The 16,234-nt window shown below is 64.4% G+C and carries 17 protein-coding genes; all 17 read right to left on the bottom strand.

Features of this window, described 5'->3' with window-relative positions; all coding sequences use genetic code 11:
* Position 1 precedes the first annotated feature (1 nt).
* A complete protein-coding gene (locus tag G5S42_RS22670; protein ID WP_176108820.1) occupies positions 2-1,858 on the bottom strand; it encodes a PriCT-2 domain-containing protein in 1,857 nt (618 codons plus the stop codon).
* A complete protein-coding gene (locus G5S42_RS22675; protein WP_176108821.1) occupies positions 1,855-3,573 on the bottom strand; it encodes a type IV secretory system conjugative DNA transfer family protein in 1,719 nt (572 codons plus the stop codon). Before G5S42_RS22675 ends, G5S42_RS22670 begins: the two co-directional genes overlap by 4 nt.
* The gene (locus tag G5S42_RS22680; RefSeq protein ID WP_176108822.1) at positions 3,570-3,944 is read right to left on the bottom strand and encodes a hypothetical protein; all 375 of its coding nucleotides are present in this window, start codon (positions 3,942-3,944) and stop codon (positions 3,570-3,572) included. The genes G5S42_RS22675 and G5S42_RS22680 overlap by 4 nt, the downstream gene beginning before the upstream one ends.
* 9 nt (positions 3,945-3,953) lie before the next feature.
* Positions 3,954-5,072, bottom strand: a complete 1,119-nt coding sequence (gene virB11, locus G5S42_RS22685) for a P-type DNA transfer ATPase VirB11 (RefSeq protein ID WP_176108823.1) — start codon at positions 5,070-5,072, stop codon at positions 3,954-3,956.
* Positions 5,069-6,283: a type IV secretion system protein VirB10 gene (gene virB10, locus G5S42_RS22690; RefSeq protein WP_176108824.1), complete on the bottom strand. Its 1,215-nt coding sequence runs from the start codon at positions 6,281-6,283 to the stop codon at positions 5,069-5,071. The genes virB11 and virB10 overlap by 4 nt, the downstream gene beginning before the upstream one ends.
* Positions 6,276-7,100, bottom strand: coding sequence for a TrbG/VirB9 family P-type conjugative transfer protein (locus G5S42_RS22695; protein WP_176108825.1), 825 nt, complete (start codon positions 7,098-7,100; stop codon positions 6,276-6,278). Before G5S42_RS22695 ends, virB10 begins: the two co-directional genes overlap by 8 nt.
* The gene (locus G5S42_RS22700; RefSeq protein ID WP_176108826.1) at positions 7,097-7,807 is read right to left on the bottom strand and encodes a VirB8 family type IV secretion system protein; all 711 of its coding nucleotides are present in this window, start codon (positions 7,805-7,807) and stop codon (positions 7,097-7,099) included. Before G5S42_RS22700 ends, G5S42_RS22695 begins: the two co-directional genes overlap by 4 nt.
* A 219-nt stretch (positions 7,808-8,026) precedes the next feature.
* Complete coding sequence (locus G5S42_RS22705) at positions 8,027-8,722, bottom strand: TrbJ/VirB5 family protein (protein ID WP_176108827.1); 696 nt, start codon at positions 8,720-8,722, stop codon at positions 8,027-8,029.
* Positions 8,723-8,738: 16 nt separating this feature from the next.
* Positions 8,739-9,899 carry a TrbL/VirB6 family protein gene (locus G5S42_RS22710; RefSeq protein WP_176108828.1) on the bottom strand — a complete coding sequence of 387 codons (1,161 nt, stop codon included), beginning with the start codon at positions 9,897-9,899 and terminating at the stop codon, positions 8,739-8,741.
* A complete protein-coding gene (locus G5S42_RS22715) occupies positions 9,896-12,364 on the bottom strand; it encodes a VirB4 family type IV secretion/conjugal transfer ATPase (RefSeq protein WP_176108829.1) in 2,469 nt (822 codons plus the stop codon). Before G5S42_RS22715 ends, G5S42_RS22710 begins: the two co-directional genes overlap by 4 nt.
* A gap of 1 nt (position 12,365) precedes the next feature.
* Positions 12,366-12,686: a VirB3 family type IV secretion system protein gene (locus tag G5S42_RS22720; RefSeq protein ID WP_176108830.1), complete on the bottom strand. Its 321-nt coding sequence runs from the start codon at positions 12,684-12,686 to the stop codon at positions 12,366-12,368.
* Between the two features lie 17 nt (positions 12,687-12,703).
* The gene (locus G5S42_RS22725; RefSeq protein WP_246392054.1) at positions 12,704-13,006 is read right to left on the bottom strand and encodes a TrbC/VirB2 family protein; all 303 of its coding nucleotides are present in this window, start codon (positions 13,004-13,006) and stop codon (positions 12,704-12,706) included.
* Positions 13,007-13,094: 88 nt separating this feature from the next.
* Positions 13,095-13,754, bottom strand: a complete 660-nt coding sequence (locus G5S42_RS22730) for a lytic transglycosylase domain-containing protein (protein ID WP_376776884.1) — start codon at positions 13,752-13,754, stop codon at positions 13,095-13,097.
* A 17-nt stretch (positions 13,755-13,771) separates the two neighbouring features.
* Positions 13,772-14,347 (bottom strand): hypothetical protein, encoded by a 576-nt coding sequence (locus G5S42_RS22735; protein WP_129956348.1) that lies wholly within the window; start codon positions 14,345-14,347, stop codon positions 13,772-13,774.
* A gap of 365 nt (positions 14,348-14,712) precedes the next feature.
* Positions 14,713-15,003 carry a hypothetical protein gene (locus G5S42_RS22740; RefSeq protein WP_312883597.1) on the bottom strand — a complete coding sequence of 97 codons (291 nt, stop codon included), beginning with the start codon at positions 15,001-15,003 and terminating at the stop codon, positions 14,713-14,715.
* Complete coding sequence (locus G5S42_RS22745) at positions 14,990-15,229, bottom strand: helix-turn-helix transcriptional regulator (protein WP_129956349.1); 240 nt, start codon at positions 15,227-15,229, stop codon at positions 14,990-14,992. The genes G5S42_RS22740 and G5S42_RS22745 overlap by 14 nt, the downstream gene beginning before the upstream one ends.
* 103 nt (positions 15,230-15,332) lie before the next feature.
* Positions 15,333-15,893, bottom strand: coding sequence for a hypothetical protein (locus tag G5S42_RS22750; RefSeq protein ID WP_176108832.1), 561 nt, complete (start codon positions 15,891-15,893; stop codon positions 15,333-15,335).
* Positions 15,894-16,234: the final 341 nt, after the last annotated feature.

A 16,234-nucleotide genomic window follows, 5' to 3' on the forward strand; every position in this document is an offset into this window, starting at 1 on the left:
TTTATCGGTCGGGCGTCGAGTCTGCTTCGCGCGACGCGTTCTGTTCCCGGGATTTCTCCAGCGCGGCCGCCCGCGCCTCCCGGATACGTGCCCAGGATCTCGCCTGCAACTGGTCGAGCATCCCCTCCAGATTCGGGCTGTAATTCAACTCGCGGGCGGACTTCTTCAGCGAGCCGACGGCGCGTTCCAGCAGTTCGCGCGCACGGTCCCACGGATAGACCCGGGCCTCGCCGCCGTCATAACCGACCTGCAACTCGGAACCGTTCAGCCGCGCGTTTTCGTCCATCCACTTCAGACGCTCGGACACGAAGGTCATCTGATCCTTGCGATGGAACACGACGCTGCGCGTCGCGACTTCCTGGATCAGATAGTGTTCCGTGTTGAACACCTCGCCGCGATAAGGGCCACCGTTCTCGCGCGGCGTCCCCATCCTGAGCGGCGAGCCGAACCGGTGCTCGGCCAATGCCCTGACCTCGTTTGACACGTCACCCACGCCAAACAGCGGCTCGCCGACCGGCGGGCGCGTCGACGCAAACCGCGGCGGATCCGCAACCGGCACAGCAGCAGCCGGCGACGACGACGCAGGCGCATCCACCGAGGAGGGCGCCGAGCCGGATGCCCCGTCCGTTGCCGGCACCTCCGGCGCCGCCTGTTTCGGCGCACTAAGCTTCGAGGACCGGCGACGGGGCTTCCCTTCCTCGTCGGCCAGCAGCCTTTCCTTGACGTTGCTCATCATCCTGCCCTCCTCGCGCTCATCCACCTCAACCACTGTCATGCCGGATGCGGTGGAGACACCCGGTTGACCCTCCGCCTTCACGACAGAGCGGACCACGGCGCGCAGATGTGCGCCGACGGCATCAAAGCCCGACAACACCGCCATGTCGCTGAAATCGGTCGGCACCTTGTCGTCGATGCGCGCATCAGCGGCAAACGCCGGCCAGGCCACACTGGCGTGAGCCGCTTCCGCAGCCTGTCGGGCCTGCGCCTCGCCACTGCCCAGTTCGCCGAGTACGATCAGGTCTGCATCGGGATATCGCTCACGAAGGTTCGTTGCCACCATCGACAGATTCCCGCTCGAGAGCGCCGCCACCGCGGACCAGCCTGTCGCGCGCGAAGCGGACAAGGCCGTCGCCATGCCTTCAGCGATCAGGATCCACGACGATTCATTCGTCGGAATCAGTGTCGGCTCCGTCATCCAGTAGCCGCCCCTCTTCACGCCGCCGGCCAATGACGATTTCCGCCCGTGTTCGTCGATCAGCTCCAGTGTCGAGATCGGCCCGTTCCAGACCGGCACGATGAGCACGCGCCCCGTCAGAGGTTCTTCCTCGCTGGCCGGCGCATAGCCGAGCAGTGCGTGCAGCTCCAGTGCATCCAGCTCGTGCAGCGTGTCCATCGGCTCGAGGCGCTTGCGCACGAGATACGGATGCTCCGGCCCGACTGGCCTTGCCCACTGCCAGATCGACACGGCCTCTCGCGCCACTGCCGCATGGCGCGCCTGTCGTTGCGCCTCCTCGCGTGCGCGTTGCGCCAGCACCTCCGGCGACGGTGCAAGCACGGCGGCCATGCGGTCCGGGTAAGCCGTTCGCTTCAGGTCGAAACCATGCTGGCGCGCCTGCCAGAACAGCGTGGCGAGCGTCTTGCCGCCCGATGCGCGGGCCGAGCGCCACGTAGTTCGCGCCGCGTGCTCGTTATAGTTGGCGGCCGTTCGACTCCACGCATCCCAGATTTCAAAACCCTCGTCGCCGAAGCCCTGCTTGAGCGCGAACGCCATGTCGACCCAAGTCTCATAGTCGTCAGCGGGTATCACGGCAAGCGCGGCACGCGCACGGTCCGTCTCATCCACGTAGGGGGTCGTCATTGCAGCGCTCCCATGGCTCGTGAGCCGTCCGCGGCTACGCGCCGCGCCGGCTCAACAAAATCGAGTTCCGCCACATCAAGATCGTCGACGCTCAGATGACGTCTCGCCTGCACCACCTGGCGGGCCGGGACACCCAGCAGCATGAAATGCCGTTCCACGTAGGCCACGGCCTCCTCCTCTCTGATGTCGGCGAGGTTCGGCGGCAGGTCACGCGGATCCCATGCTTGCAGCACTTCCAGGTATTCGGGTGGCAGATGGATCAGCCCCGCGCCGTCCTGTTCGAGCTCGTTGGGATGCAGATCGCGCAGCCGGCGCTCGACCACAGCGCTGAAATGGGCCAGATTCAGTGCGGGCACGGAGGGCGCGGCCGTGACGCGCGACGCAAACTCGGGATCGCGCCAGTAGCAGATCTTGTCGGCCAAGATCGGCCTGGTGTTTTCGAGGACGATGATTTCCTTGTCTCGACCGAGTTCCTTCAGCTCCTGCGGCAACAGCAACGGCCGGCGCTGCTCTGACACGCTTTCGCTCGACCCGCCCCGGCTCCCGAAAAATCCGTTCGGGCGGCTGACGCTGCGCGATTGGTCCGTGAACGTGCCGAGCATTTCCGAGTAGTCGTTCGCATCCTTCTGCTCACGCGGCGCATAGAGGATCTGCATCGCGTGGTTCGTGATGAAGGTGCGCGCGTCGGCTCGTCCGTAGACCGACTCGAGTTGCGCGATCGACTGGACGATCGACAGCAGACGCAGGTTGTAGCCCGCCATATAGGCGACCGCGCGCGCGATGATGTGGATCTTCCCGATCGACGTCATTTCGTCGAGCAGCACGAGGCACTGGAATTTCAGCGCGGGATCGGCTTCGGGCAATTGCTTCGTGTTCAGGTTGACCAACTGCGAGAACAGTAGATTGACGAGCAGCGCCGCCTCCGACAGATGGTCGGGCGTGATGCCGATATAGACCGACATCCGGCGGCGACGGACATCCCGCAGGTCGAAGTCGTTTGCACTGGTTGCCGCGTCGACGATCGGATTGGCCCAGATCGTGAGCGGCGCGTTGAAGGTTGCCAGCACACTCGCGAGCACCTTGTCGTCGTTCGACAGGAAGCGATTCAACGCATCGACGCATTGCCCCGAGAGCAAGTCGCGATGCTGCACCAACGCGCGCTGCAGCCAGGTTTTCACCGGCATGCCATTGCCTGATGACTGCCGTAACACTTCGCCCATCGTGACCGGATAGTCGGGAATCGACGTCCCCCGACCGGCCCGGCGCGCGTCACGCCATTCGCACAACAGGAGCACGATGCCGAGGAACAGGTTTCGCGCCTGGTCCTTCCAGAAGTCATCGTGGCCACCCGGCGGATAGAGGGCATAGCCGATCGCAAGAATGTCGCCCACCCGGAACAGGCCGTCCGAGATCGCCGACAGGGGATTGTAGCGATGCGTACGGCCGTCTTCGGCGAACGGATTGAACAGGTATACATCCTGTCCATGCGCACGCCTGAAGCCGGCCGTGGCCGCATAGTTTTCCTGCTTGATGTCGAGCACCACCACCGAATCGGGGAAATTGAGCAGATTCGGGATCACGATGCCTACACCTTTACCCGAGCGGACGGGCGCCGCCAGCAGCACGAACTGTTGGCCGCCGAAGCGCAGGTAACGCCCGCGCCATATGCCAACGACAATCGCGGGTACGGTATCGAGGTGCGTGCGCATCGTCATAGCAGCCCCGCCCGACGGATGTCCGACTCGCTCGCAAAGCGCGCGCTGCCATAGAGACGACGCCGGTTCGTGCTCGCCCACAGCGCAAGCAGTCCGAGAACCGGGCCACCGAAGGACAGGAGCATGCCAAACAGCGCCGCCCCCGCGAGCTTGCGGCCGATGTTCGGCATCATCCCGTGCCGCCAGGTCAGCGCCGCATCGAGCCAGCCCCACAGTCCCGCGTGCAGTGGATTGATCCGCAGGCTTGCGTACAGGCAAAACGACGCGAGCCAGAGCGATGCGGCTACTCCACCCATCAGGCAAGCCAGCACGGCCAATGTCATGGCGGCTGTCCTGGTGTGCTGAAGCAGAGAGGAAGACGGGTGGTTCATCGCCGCTCCCTAGACGAACGCGGTGCGCGTCTTGCGCAGCGGATCGAACCAGACTTCCGTCATGCCCCACTGCCTGCCGGTCTGCTCGCCCGCTGCATTGAAGACCGGGCGCGCATCCAAGTGCGCGACGACATCGATGGTCAGGAACAGCAGGCGCTTGAGCGCGGCATCGTCCCAGGCAGTGGTTTCCGGGTGTTCCTTCGCCATCAGTGCGAAGCGTTCGATCGCGACCGTCGCGTTGGGCGCGTGGTAGCTGGTGATCGAACCCGCGTGCCCGGTCGTCAGAAGCTTCAGGAAGTCATAGGCTTCGGCGCCGCGCAACTCGGCGAGCAACACGCGATCCGGGCGCATGCGCATCGTGCTCGCTATCAGATCGGCGGGCGTCACGCGCGCCTGGCCGTGGCCGCCCTTGCTGTACAGCAGGTGGACGCAGTTCTCGATGTGCCGGATGAACAGCTCGCGGACATCCTCGATTGTCACGATCCGCTCAGTCGCCGGGATCGAGCGGCACAGGGTCTTCATGAAACTGGTCTTGCCGGATCCCGTATTGCCGACGACCGCGATGTTGAGCCGGCCCGTGACCGCCCCATCGAAGAAGGTGCCCCAGTCGTGCTCTTCCAGGCATCGGACCAGCCTGCGGTCTTCGGCTCGCAATACGGGCAAGGCTGAATCAAGCCCATCCGGACGATGCCAGACCGTGTCGTCGAACAGCCCCTCGTCACGGTACGCATCGAGCGTCTTCTCGCGTGCGGACGGGCGACGGATCGTCACCGACACCGTGCGCGGCGGCACGACCGGCGGTACCACGATCTGGATGCGCGCGTCCCCCGGCAGCAGCGCCGACAGTATCGGATGCTGGGACGAGATTTCCTGACTGGTCAGCGTGGCCACCGCCACGGCGAACGACATCAACCGGTCGAAATCGAGTTCGTAGCAATCGTGGCCATACCAGCCAAGCGCGTTCTCGGTCAGCACACGTTGCGGCCGGTTGATCACCAGTTCCGTCACGTCGGGATCGTCGAGCAGCGGCGCGAATGGACGCATCAGCTCGCACACCGATGCGTCGTCGGGCAGCCGGGCCAGTACCGGGTCGCAAGATGCATCCGGCAGGTGGGTATGCGACATCATCGCGTGCCCTCCGGCTCCAGGGCATACACCGATCCGAAGTCCAGATCGCGAGCGATGACGATCGTGAACTCCGCGCCCTGGTTCTGCGTCAGCGTCGGCGGAATGTTGATCGTGCTGTCGAGCACACGCGTGGCCATGTCGTTGCCCTGCTGCTGCGTGTTCTCATACACCACCGACCCACTGGAGTTGCCGCCGCGTGTCGACAGATAGCCAATCGCGTCCTGGGTGAGGCCGAGCAGCATCGCTGCGCCGATGCGCTGGCGCCAGTGGTTGTCCACGTAGCCGTCGATGCCCATACGACCGAGCGCGTCGGCCGCGGGCGAGTCGATCTCGACCGTGACGCCGTGGGGCGTCTCGATACGGGCCGACAGCACGAACACCCGCTTCTGGCCTGGCGACAGGTTCGAGCGATATTGGCTGTTGATCTGCGAACCCCGCTCGATCAGCACGACACGGCCATCGTCCGAATATACGTTCTTCGTCACCGTGCACGTCGAGATGCCGGCCTCGGTCGAATCGAACGCCGTATCGCCCGCGCAGTCGATCTTGGCGCCCTGCGCGAGCATTAGACTCCGGTTGCCCAGCGTCCCGGCCCGAACGCGCTGCGTGACGGTTGGCGTCAACGCCTGGGCGAGCGCGCCGCCGGCCGGCCCTTGCGTTAGCGCTCCGGCGCCACCGCTCGCCGCGGCTGGAACCGGGGAAGCCGCGCCCGCCATCCCGTCTGGCAGCCCACCCGCGGACTCCTGTCCACCGCCCGTTGCGAGCAGCGGCGCATCGAAGTAGCTGCGGGTTGGCACCGCGTGTGTGGTGCGAGCAGGCGCGGCAGCACCCGACGCCGGCGCGGAGGGAGCCGCAACCGCGCTCGGCGGTACCGGGGCCGAGGCCGCATGATCAACCGACGATGCAGGCAGATCCTTGAACACGCGTCCTTGGGAAGACGTATCGGTTAGCGTGTCGCGCCTGGCCTTCGCTTCGGCATCGTGGCGCGCGAGAAAGCCATGCACCGTCCAGACGGCGCCGGCGCCGACCATCACCACGATCACGACCGGCGTCAGCCACCAGGCGCGTGGGCGGGCACCACGGTATTGACCCAATGCGGGCATACCGCGATCCCGAGTAGCACCCGATGTCCCCTCGTTCTGACCACTTCGAGGCAGCGAACCGGGCGCATCGTCGGGTTCGATCACATTGCGCGGGGGTTCGTCATTCATCATTGTGACTCCGCGGAACGCGTTTTACCCCGTTGACCGTCGTGCCGTCATGAGGTGGCACGCCGTCCATGTCGTAGGCGTCGTTCCAGATGCCCACGACCTCATTGCCGAGCCGCAGCACAAATCGTTTCGCGACCTCGTGCACGACGATCGTGCCGCCTTCGACGTGCCTGTCGACCACGCTTTCCGTGCCGTCGTCGGCCACCCGGAAAATCGCCGGCATGCGTCGGTTGTTCGGGATGCGCAGATACGTAAAGCGCCCGTCGTCCCATGCCGCAGTCGGTGCGATGTCGTCGGAGTCCGGCATGACCTGCATCGAGTACCGCGCGTTGCGCACGGTGGGCAGCTGCGCCAGGCGCTTCGCGACCCGCGCCGCATCCGAATCCCCCTGTGCCTGCGTCGCCAGCTCATCCGGATAGACGAATGTCACGCGGTACATCTCACGGTCGTTGCCGAACCTGGCCTTGAGCGGGAGCACCACCAGATCGAAGCTGTAGCTGTGCCGGTCGGTACGGATCTCGAGATTCGAGTCGTGCGCGGCGAGCTTCGGCTTCAGGTACACGTCGTGATCGCCCTTGTCGGCGACCACCTGCCAGCCGTCCCGGTCTCCTGGCGCGACGACCAGGATGTGCTCATGGGAATCGAGTGCGATGTGCGTGGCAAAACCGCGCTGCGCCTCGATGCGCACAACGTCGTCCGCGCGATAGATCACCTGGCGAACGCGCGAGTCGTCGTTCCATCCAGGCAGGTCGAACGCGTAGGTCGTACTTGAGCGCAACACCGCAACGAGCACCACGACTAAAGCAGGCGTTCTCATGGCGTGCCCCCGACATTCGAGGCGGAGGCCGCAGCCGGCGGCGTATATTCGGGGTCGCGACTGTAGGCCGTGACCTTGAAACCGAACGGATTGGCAATCGCCACGCTTTCGCGCGTGAATACGGGCGGCCGGTAGGTGTAGGCCAGCGTGATCACGAAACGCTGCGTTGGTTCGGCATGCGCCTCGCCGTTTTTGAACGATGTGCGCTCGACATGCACGACTGCATGACCGGGTTCGTCGGGCGGCAGCGTGATAGAGAGGAGCCGGATGCGCCGCTCGATGCCCGGCCCCAACTGCCGGTCCAGCGCATCGGGGCCGCTATAAATGCCGCGGTAATCGCGAGCGACCACGTCGTCGCTCATCGCAAGGACGCTGTCGTAGTCCATCTGCAGCAGCCCCCAGTCGTAGCGCTCGCGTGCGCGCACATAGGTTTCGACCCAGTGCTTGTCCTGGATCTCCTTCGTATGCACGTGGCGAGCATCGAGCACGTCGATCACCTGGGATTCGCCCGTCAGGCGATCGACCTCGATGGGCAGCGGCACCACGCGATAGAACGGCACCATCACCGCCAGCGCAGTGGCGCTGAGCACGGCGACGCCGATCGCCGCATAGGCGACATGCCACGCGCGCCGTTCGGAACGCTCCTGCAGGTGGGTCAGCGACACCTCGATGTCGAGCACGCGCCCGTAATCGTGCGACGCACTCATGACCGGTCTCCGGCATCCGAGCACGCGTGCTGATCCGGAGCCGCCGGTACCGTGGCTGGTGCTGCAGTTGGCACATCGGGCACCGGCGGCACGCGGTTGACCGGCACACGATGCAGCCCGTCCGGCAACACGGGTTTCGTCGGCCCGCTACTGCAGGCAGCCAGGCTCCAGGCGACGCAGCAAGCCAGTGCAAAAGAGGTCAGCAGGGACATGGTGATCTCAGTTTCCGAACGACGCCGGCACCATCTGGTCCTGCAGCCGGTTGGTCTTGGCTGCCCGGCTCAGCACCAGTTCACTCTGCTGCTCGGCCGTGAGCTTGTCCTCGGTTTCGGCCAGCATCCGGAAGAGCTGCAGCTTCGTCATCTCGTTGCCGACCGCCGTGGACTCGGTCTGGATACGCGCCTCCAACTCCGCAATGCCTTTTTGGTCCTGCGTCACGTCGATCTGCCGCGCGAGGCCCTGGATCTGGTCCAGCTCCTGCATCTCGGTCTGGTAGGCTTGCAGGCCGAAAGCCTTGTCCTGATAGGGCTTGTTGAGCGCGCGCTGGCATACCTGCTGGTCGATCCCGGTCTGGTCTTCACAGTTGTAAATCTGGCTGGCCGAGCGCAGCGCCTGCGCGCTGCCTGTCAGGCCCGCATAGCCGCCGTTCTGGATCGCCGTATAGACGCTCTGCCAGTTCGAGGGCAACGAGTTCGCCACGACCGGATTGCTCAGGAGTGCGCCGAAACCGCGCGTGCCGACCGTCGACTGGTAGATCTGGATCTCCTGCTGCACTTCCTGCTTGAGCTGGCCCACCGATGCAATGGCCTGTAAGACGTTCTGCGCGTCATAGACCGGGATACCCTGCGCATAAGCACCCACGCACCCTGCCGCCCACACGCATGCGGCGCTCATCCATCTGCATCGTCCGTTCATGATCGTCTCCTCCGCTTCAACGTCCCTGCTGACCGAGGTTCGCGCGCGCGACTCTCTGATAGACCGGGGTCGCACCGCCGCCTCCTGGCCCACCACCTGAGCCCGTCCGATCGCGAATTTCGCCGCCTGGGCGCGGCCCTCGCCCGTTACCGCTGATCGCCCGGCCGATCGCAACCGCCAAACTCCGCGAGGCCAAGCCCGCCACGAATGCGCCAAAGCCCGATAGCGTTGCGCCGCCCGACAAGCCCGCCGCCACGGACGGCAACTGCCAGCCGACCATCGCGAGGAACACGCCGGTCGCGAAGAGGCCAATCGCGGCGGCGGCCGCCGCGCTGTCGTCCAGGGAGGCGGAAATGGCTTGCACGAGGACCGATGCATCGGCGCCGGGTGCGCTACCCGTCGCATGAAGCGACGTGAGATCAGCCGAGAACGCGGTGAGCGCCATACCGAGGAAGGCGGCCACGAGGACCTGCAGCAACGCGTAATTGGCGACCTTCGCGGTCCACGCCTCGAAAAACCGCGCGGTCGGCGCGAACGCCGCGCAGGCGATGAAAATGGGCCCAAGCCCGAGCACGAGATCGAGCAGCATCCTCGCCATCACGACCTCGAAAGCCAGAACGATCAGGAAGATCGAGCCCCCGAGCGCGGCCACCAGGCCACACAGAAAATCGCCTATCGCGGCGGCGAGGCCACTCGGGCTGATTCCTTCGTGCGTCGCCTTGTCGAAGTAGGCGTCCATCACGAGATCGATCTGCTGGTCGTAGCAGTCGAGCGTCTGGTAGAAGCCGGTCGCTGCACCCTGCCCCGTCACGCTGCTGCCGTTGGCCGAGCCGCAGCCGGGATTGCCACCGCCCGTCGTGTTCGCCGCGTTCTGGATCGTCTGGGCGATTCCGGACGTCGCACCGTCGACAGCGGTGACGACCTGCTGCTGGTAGATGCCGGCGCTCAGTGCGAACGCGAGCATGATCGCAACCTTTAGCCCGCGCCACGCGAACGCCGGCACGGCTTCGTGCGCTTCGCCGCGCACCACCGCGAGACCGTAGGCCAACACCCAGATCGTGCCAGCCGTGGTGACAACTGGCACGAGCGCGCCGGACAGCGCCGACGACACGTTCGTCACGTAGGTCGACATGCCGTTTTCGAGGGTGCCGCCCACAGCGGTAAAGAGGCCACTCATCGCACACCTCCCGGCCCCGACAGCAGAGATGGGCGCGCACTTGCCTGCGCCGCGCGGCGTTTCGCAAGCTGTTCATGGAAAATGGGCAACCAGTCTCGTGGCGCGTCGCCGACCTGCGCACGGATCGTGTCGAGCAGTTCCACGTTGTCGGTCGTGCCCGACAGCACGTCGAGCACATCCCCAAGGCCCGAGAGATCGAGCCGCCCGATGGCCGAGCGATGGCCCTGCTTGACGAGAAACAGGCGGCTGTTCTCGCCGAGGTTGCGCACGATGTTGAATTCGGCCTCGGTCAGCTTGTAACCGCGCACGTAATCGTCGTAATCGGCGCGCGGGTTCGGCAGGAAGAAGAACGTCGCGCTCTGCTCGATCAACGCACTCGCAATGTCACTGCGCAGCACGTCGGCCGGCGACTGGGTATCGAAAATCCCAAGCCCGTTCTGCTTGCGGATCGTCTTCTGCTTGTTCTTCGCGAAGTCCGTGAAAACCGGATCGTCCAGGCGCTTCCAGAATTCGGTCATCACGTAGATGAAGCGGCGCCCGTCGATCAGGTTCTCCGTCCGGTGCAGCAGGTACATCGTGATGGGCGTGGACACCTCGCCATCGTCCAGCAGTTCGGTGTCGTCGAAGCCGAACAGCGTCGCGTGGGCGAGATCGATGCGATCGGTCGGGTTGTCGAGCACCCAGCCCAGGCGCCCGCCCGCGCACCATTTCGCGAGCCGCGCATGCAGGCTGTTTTCGCCCACGTTCGGCAGGAGCTGCCGGACCATCGACAGACGACGCAGGGGCTTGTCCATGCGCGCGACTTCGCGCACCGCGCGGGAGATGTCGAGCTCGTCGCGCGCGGACAGCGGCTCGCCGATGTCGACGAGCTTGCGCACGAGGCGCTCCCAGAAGTCGATCACCGGTTCGCCGGGCGCCATCTGGAACGGGTTCAGGCCGGTCGGTTCGCCGCGGCGAAACACCGTATAGGTGCCGCCCATCGCGCGGATCGCGATCTCCGTGCCGCGATCCTTGTCGAACAGCACCGCCGTGATGCCATACTTCGTCGCCATCGCGAGCAGGAACAGTTCGAGCACGGTCTTGCCCGCGCCGGCCCGGCCGATGATCTGGGTGTTGGCGAGTGCCTTCTCGTCGAGCGAGTCCTGCTTGTCGGATGTCGCGTGGAAGTTCAGATAGAGCGGCTGCCCGCTGGGCGTCTTGACGATCGTGATCGCCTCGCCCCACGGATTGCCGTCGCGCTTTCCCGTCGCGAAGTTGTGCAGGCTCGACAGGCCGCAGAAATTGCGCGAGGTGAGCTTCGTCTCGCGCGGCCGGTAACGCCAGTTCGCCGGTAGCTGGGCAAACCAGGCCGCATCGGCGACGAGGTCAATCAGTGCCGTCTGAAAGCCGGCGTCGGCGAGTTGCGTGCGGGCCTTCGCGACGCTTCGAGATACCTCATCCAGCGTGTCGCCGAGCACGGCCAGCGAATAGTGGTATTCGCCGAGAACGAAATCGCCGTTGATCAGATCGTCGAGCGCCTGATCGATCGCCGTGACCTGGGACACGGCGACGTCCTCTCCCGCGATGAGCTGGTTGCGTTGCCGCTCCAGCGCCTCCTTCGCACTGGGCCGGTCGAGGATCGTAAAAGACTGCGTCTCGACGTACTCGAAGTCGCCATACAGCAGACCATTGAGCATGCCCGGCTCGGTGTCTTCCGTGTAATCCTTCAGGTCGAGCATCGCGGCGAAGCGGGTCTCGACCGGCATGCGAACCTCGACCTTTTCGGCCCCGACGAAGAGGCGCGACGTCGGCAGCGCCTCGCGGATCGGGCCGCACGGTACGGGCTCCCGCTCCCAGACGCCGTTCACCAGATAGCCGAGCAGTTCCAGCGCCGACGAATAGCGGCGCGGGCGCGGCATAAAGGGACTTTGCCTCGTATAGACACCAAGCGCGACCGGATCGTAGGGCTTGAGGCTCGACTCGACCAGGGCGGCCAGTTCGGCCATGACCTTCAGCGCGTCCAACTGGTCGCGCCGGATATCGTCGCGCGTACGACGCGCGGCGCGACTGAATACGCGTCCGAGCCGGGTGCGGTTCGGCCGGTAGACCACCGTCAGGTACAGCTCGTTGGCCATCATCCGGTAGCCTGCGAAACTCGCGTAGTAGCGCGTGGCCAGCTCCTCGCAGAAGCGGTTGCGGTATTCCGTCGGGAAGCGGTCCGACACGCGCCGGCGCAGGCGATGCGACCACACCGCCACATGCCCTCCCGCGAGCCCACGCACGAACTGGTTGAGGCCGTCGTGCCGCGCAAGGATATCGGCGGGATCGGCTGCCTCGAACGCGATGCCTGCGATCTTCCAGACCTGCAGGTAGTCACCTTCGCGCGTCTTGATGATGTGGTCGCTCACGTGCGTCGAGTACGGGATATAACCGGCGAGCGGCACTTCCCGGTTCGCAACGGACACGAGTTGCGGTTCGGCCGGCATGTCACGCCCTCCTCTTCAGGCGGACCGGCACGTAGGCATGCACGCCCCAAAAGCGGCGGTTGCCCTGACGCAGCACCATACGCAGGCGCAGCATGTACTGCGCGAGACGCTGATCGTCGTGGCGTGTGATCACCCGCATCACGACGAACACCGGGATTATCAGGAGGAGGATTGCGACACCCAGTGGCGGGCTCGCGAGCAGTGCCCAGATGGCCGGAATCAGCATGCCGCCGCCGACCATCAGGAACGGCACAAGTGGCACGCCCCAGAGCATTGCGGGACGCGTGCAGCCCTTGAATACGGGATCCTTGAGCGGGTTCATGGTTCGGCGCTCCTGGATCAGCCTGCCGGAATCAACATGCTAGCGATGACGGTCGCGCAGCCGACGAAGAGTCCGCCGATGAACACGTTCGCGATATCGCCGAACCGGGCGTGCTGGAACATCATCCGGAAGCCCGCCCAGATGATGGAGATCGAGCAGATCACGCCCCCCACGCCCAGCAACGTCGTCTGGATCGTGCTCAGCAGCGTATTGACCTGGGAGAGCTGCGCCCATGCCGGCACCGCGAACGTCAGGGACGAAGTGGCGATCGCGATTCCGCGCTCCGCCGTTCGGCCGGACAGCCACCGCCTCGTCCACATACCGAACTTTTGTGATTTACAAAGTATTCCTAAGCACATGGCCGGCTCCAGTTCGATCGATCAATATCTGATTCTTAAAAATGACGGGCTAGAACACCACCGCACTGCCATCCGGTTCTCGCCGCTGATCCTTAACCGGTGATGTGGCAGTCTCTCCATTGCGGTCCTGCCGCGATAGCTGTCGAATGACAGCTGGGGAAAGGGGGGGGCGAACCGGCGTCGCAGAATCGACCGGCACGACCGGGATAGGGATGATCGCCGGCACGCCAGGCGGCAATGGCAACTGACCCGCCGCGTTGTCCATGACGCGCTGTACATACCCCGTCCGGTAGCCGGTCGAAAAATTGCCGCTCGCGTAGCAGGACAGGCTCGCGCGCAACGCCCCCTGTACATCGGACTGAGAATCGGAATCTGCATGGACCCGCCGGCTCCGCGCCGTCGCGAAGCAGTCTTGAAGGATCGCGGCGGCCGCCGCCAGGTTGCGGCACGGCTCGAAAGCGTTCTCGGCAGTCAGCCCGTAGTCTGGCCAGTTCGCGCGATTCACCTGGGCGAGTCCGACGCTGAAGTTCCAACCCGTCGTCTCCAGCGCGCGTGCCGCTGCCACCGCTTCGGCGGCATTCGATGGTTGCCGCAGCAACCGGCCATGCACCACGCCGATCGCATAGGGATTGAATCCGGATTCAGTGCGCACGATCGCGGCCATCGTGACCGGCGCGATCTGCGGCGCGCACTGCTGCGCGAGTGCCATGAAGTCAAGGGACATGATCAGTTTCCCCCGCCGAAGCGATCCCACTGCTGGTCGATGCGCTGCTGGAAGAGCGCTGCGGACTGCGTCGGGTCATAAGGCGCTTGCGTACTGCCTGCCCCATAGAATTCAGTGATCGTGGGCCCCTGTCCACCAACGTCCCACCAGACACGTGTATAGAGCTGGTTGTCGAAAGTGACGTTGATGGCGCCCGTTGCCCGACACAGCAGTTCGCTCTGTTCCGGACCACCCCAAAGCAGCAGGTCTTCGCGACAATAACCGCCGCTCGCGAACGTATTGGTGGCGGACGTACCGTGCGCCCCGCCTGCACCGAACTCGCACGTCGGAAATGGGTCGCCGTGCCGCAGCGCGCGCCATAGCTTCTCGATCGGCGGCACGCATTCGCCATACTGCTCGGGACCGCCGGGATTCGATAGGCAGAGCACTACCTGGCAACCCCAGTCGTCCGCATGCGCCACGCCCGGCGTGAAAACCGAGGTGCCGGCGAGCAGTGCCAGCGCGAGCGACCAGCGCCGCGCAATACCGCGCATCGCGCGCGGTTCACGACACCAGAGAACGAAACGATCCATCTTCATGATCCACCTTCCATCGATTCAATCCGTCGCGCACCGACGTACCGACACGGATGTGCGCGGGAAAAGAAACCCGCGGGGCCGGGGAGGCACGCCGCGGGTTCAAGGGGGATCAGCAGAAAACAGAAAGGCCTGAGACCGCAGGGTTCACAGGCTTGACTCGCATCGCGACCACTACGCCCACACACATACATCGGGACATCGGAGCCGCTGGCGCGTACTCGGTCGTGCGTTTGCGCGTCGACCGGAACAGGTTGTTGACTGCACTCTAGGTGCGATTTTGCAGAGAGGCAAGCGTCGAAATCGCCGGCATTTCCGCACTGTCGTCCGTCAGGTTCCGGGGGTATCCGGCGAATTCCGGAAAAATTTTACGGCCGTTTCTTCTCCAGCAGACGGGCAAGCGCGTGCTCGGCTGCGGCGAGCTCCAGTTCGTAAAGACTGCGCGGATAACGAGGAATTTTGAGGCGGCGACAGACCACTTCGCGACCCGCGTGCCACAAGAACACCATACGAAGCAATTCCTTGTGACGAGGCCCAAGACATCGCCAAGCCGCCTCGATCCTAGCTGCGTCGATCGGATTGTAGGCGCCACGTGACGCATTGGCCCAGTTGTCGAGACGGGATTGCAGCGACGCACGGGATGGATCAATCATCATCATGCGCCCTGTCGAACGGACTGGCCGCCACGCGGTATCCGGCTGGATTGACCAAAAACGTCTCGATGTCCGACGCTCGCCAGCCGACCATTCGCCCGCCCAGCGATACTGGCCTCGGGAACGTTCCATCCTTGATGCGCTGATAGATGGTGGAACGCGACAGGCCGACGACCTGCTCAACCTGTTTGCGACGCAGGACCGCGCCTGCCACACGTATCGAATCCGACATGACTTCCGTCCTCCTGGCTTTGTGCGGATCTGTCCGGCACAGATCCGATTCAAGCAACAGGGAGCACAGACGGGGAAGTCCGTCTTACCGTCAGGACACCCCGTCAGGACCGCGACCGCGAGTATCGGCTGCCAGCAGTCTCCTTCAGCCAATCAGGTCGGATTGCGGACGCATACGTCTGCGCGCTTCGAGACGCCTCGCCGTCGGGTTGAGCTTTCAGATTCAACCGTTCGTCGATCGCCCGCGCTACGACGGACGACTTGGGCGGGTTGTTCTCGTCATAGTCGGACCAGAAAATTTGCATGACATCAAACATTCCGGAAAGAATCTCGGTAATAAACGGCAGCCGAACGGTGATCCCGCAAGAATGCTCCGCCTGCTCCTCGCAGGCGCATTGCAACGTCCTCCATGATGGGGCCATCGCACGCAACGACTCGAGCTCCTGCTCCTGTCGCTCTTCTATCGCATGATGCACGGCCACCGTACGAAGCAACGCCTTTCCCATATCGCTCAGTTGTCGCTCCTTCCCTCTCAATTGCTCCGTTAGCCGGCGAACGTCAGCCTCGGCCTGCTCGACGCGCCTCTGCAGTGAATTTGGAGCAAGCGCTACGGTGCTATCGTCGCGCGCTCCTGCTGGCTGACATGGGTTCTCTGAGTGATCCATGATCGTCCTCATCGCCTGCAGCGTTCTGCCGCATCAGTTCCCCGTTACTTGCCACAAATCAAACCGGACGGCGAAATCGATCGTCCAGCCGATCCAAATGTGCAGCACGGTCCCTTAGCGTTGACCTGCAACTCCCGCAATTCCCTCATTCGATACTACAGCGCCCCGTTGGGGCGGCGTATCCTGAAGTCAGACATGACACTCTGACGGCCGGTCAGTAGTAGAACGATCGTACGAGCTGGCCTGGCAGCACCTGTTGTCGGACGCAGCGCGGCAAGAAAAAGTCTAGTTCGCTGGCTGAGGGATCGGCACCATACCAAACTACATTGACTTTTAACCGT

Origin of the sequence: Paraburkholderia youngii, from assembly GCF_013366925.1 — a bacterium.
Classification (GTDB): domain Bacteria; phylum Pseudomonadota; class Gammaproteobacteria; order Burkholderiales; family Burkholderiaceae; genus Paraburkholderia; species Paraburkholderia youngii.

Coding starts and splice junctions, on each gene's coding strand:
- G5S42_RS22730 (WP_376776884.1), bottom strand. CDS start 13,754: ATGGCACTCGCGCAGCAGTGCGCGCCGCAGATCGCGCCGGTCACGATG.
- G5S42_RS22705 (WP_176108827.1), bottom strand. CDS start 8,722: ATGAACGGACGATGCAGATGGATGAGCGCCGCATGCGTGTGGGCGGCA.
- G5S42_RS22700 (WP_176108826.1), bottom strand. CDS start 7,807: ATGAGTGCGTCGCACGATTACGGGCGCGTGCTCGACATCGAGGTGTCG.
- G5S42_RS22680 (WP_176108822.1), bottom strand. CDS start 3,944: ATGAACCACCCGTCTTCCTCTCTGCTTCAGCACACCAGGACAGCCGCC.
- G5S42_RS22715 (WP_176108829.1), bottom strand. CDS start 12,364: ATGCCGGCCGAACCGCAACTCGTGTCCGTTGCGAACCGGGAAGTGCCG.
- G5S42_RS22735 (WP_129956348.1), bottom strand. CDS start 14,347: ATGAAGATGGATCGTTTCGTTCTCTGGTGTCGTGAACCGCGCGCGATG.
- G5S42_RS22670 (WP_176108820.1), bottom strand. CDS start 1,858: ATGACGACCCCCTACGTGGATGAGACGGACCGTGCGCGTGCCGCGCTT.
- G5S42_RS22710 (WP_176108828.1), bottom strand. CDS start 9,899: ATGAGTGGCCTCTTTACCGCTGTGGGCGGCACCCTCGAAAACGGCATG.
- G5S42_RS22725 (WP_246392054.1), bottom strand. CDS start 13,006: ATGTGGACGAGGCGGTGGCTGTCCGGCCGAACGGCGGAGCGCGGAATC.
- G5S42_RS22720 (WP_176108830.1), bottom strand. CDS start 12,686: ATGAACCCGCTCAAGGATCCCGTATTCAAGGGCTGCACGCGTCCCGCA.
- virB10 (WP_176108824.1), bottom strand. CDS start 6,283: ATGAATGACGAACCCCCGCGCAATGTGATCGAACCCGACGATGCGCCC.
- G5S42_RS22750 (WP_176108832.1), bottom strand. CDS start 15,893: ATGGATCACTCAGAGAACCCATGTCAGCCAGCAGGAGCGCGCGACGAT.
- G5S42_RS22745 (WP_129956349.1), bottom strand. CDS start 15,229: ATGTCGGATTCGATACGTGTGGCAGGCGCGGTCCTGCGTCGCAAACAG.
- G5S42_RS22740 (WP_312883597.1), bottom strand. CDS start 15,003: ATGATGATGATTGATCCATCCCGTGCGTCGCTGCAATCCCGTCTCGAC.
- virB11 (WP_176108823.1), bottom strand. CDS start 5,072: ATGATGTCGCATACCCACCTGCCGGATGCATCTTGCGACCCGGTACTG.
- G5S42_RS22695 (WP_176108825.1), bottom strand. CDS start 7,100: ATGAGAACGCCTGCTTTAGTCGTGGTGCTCGTTGCGGTGTTGCGCTCA.
- G5S42_RS22675 (WP_176108821.1), bottom strand. CDS start 3,573: ATGACGATGCGCACGCACCTCGATACCGTACCCGCGATTGTCGTTGGC.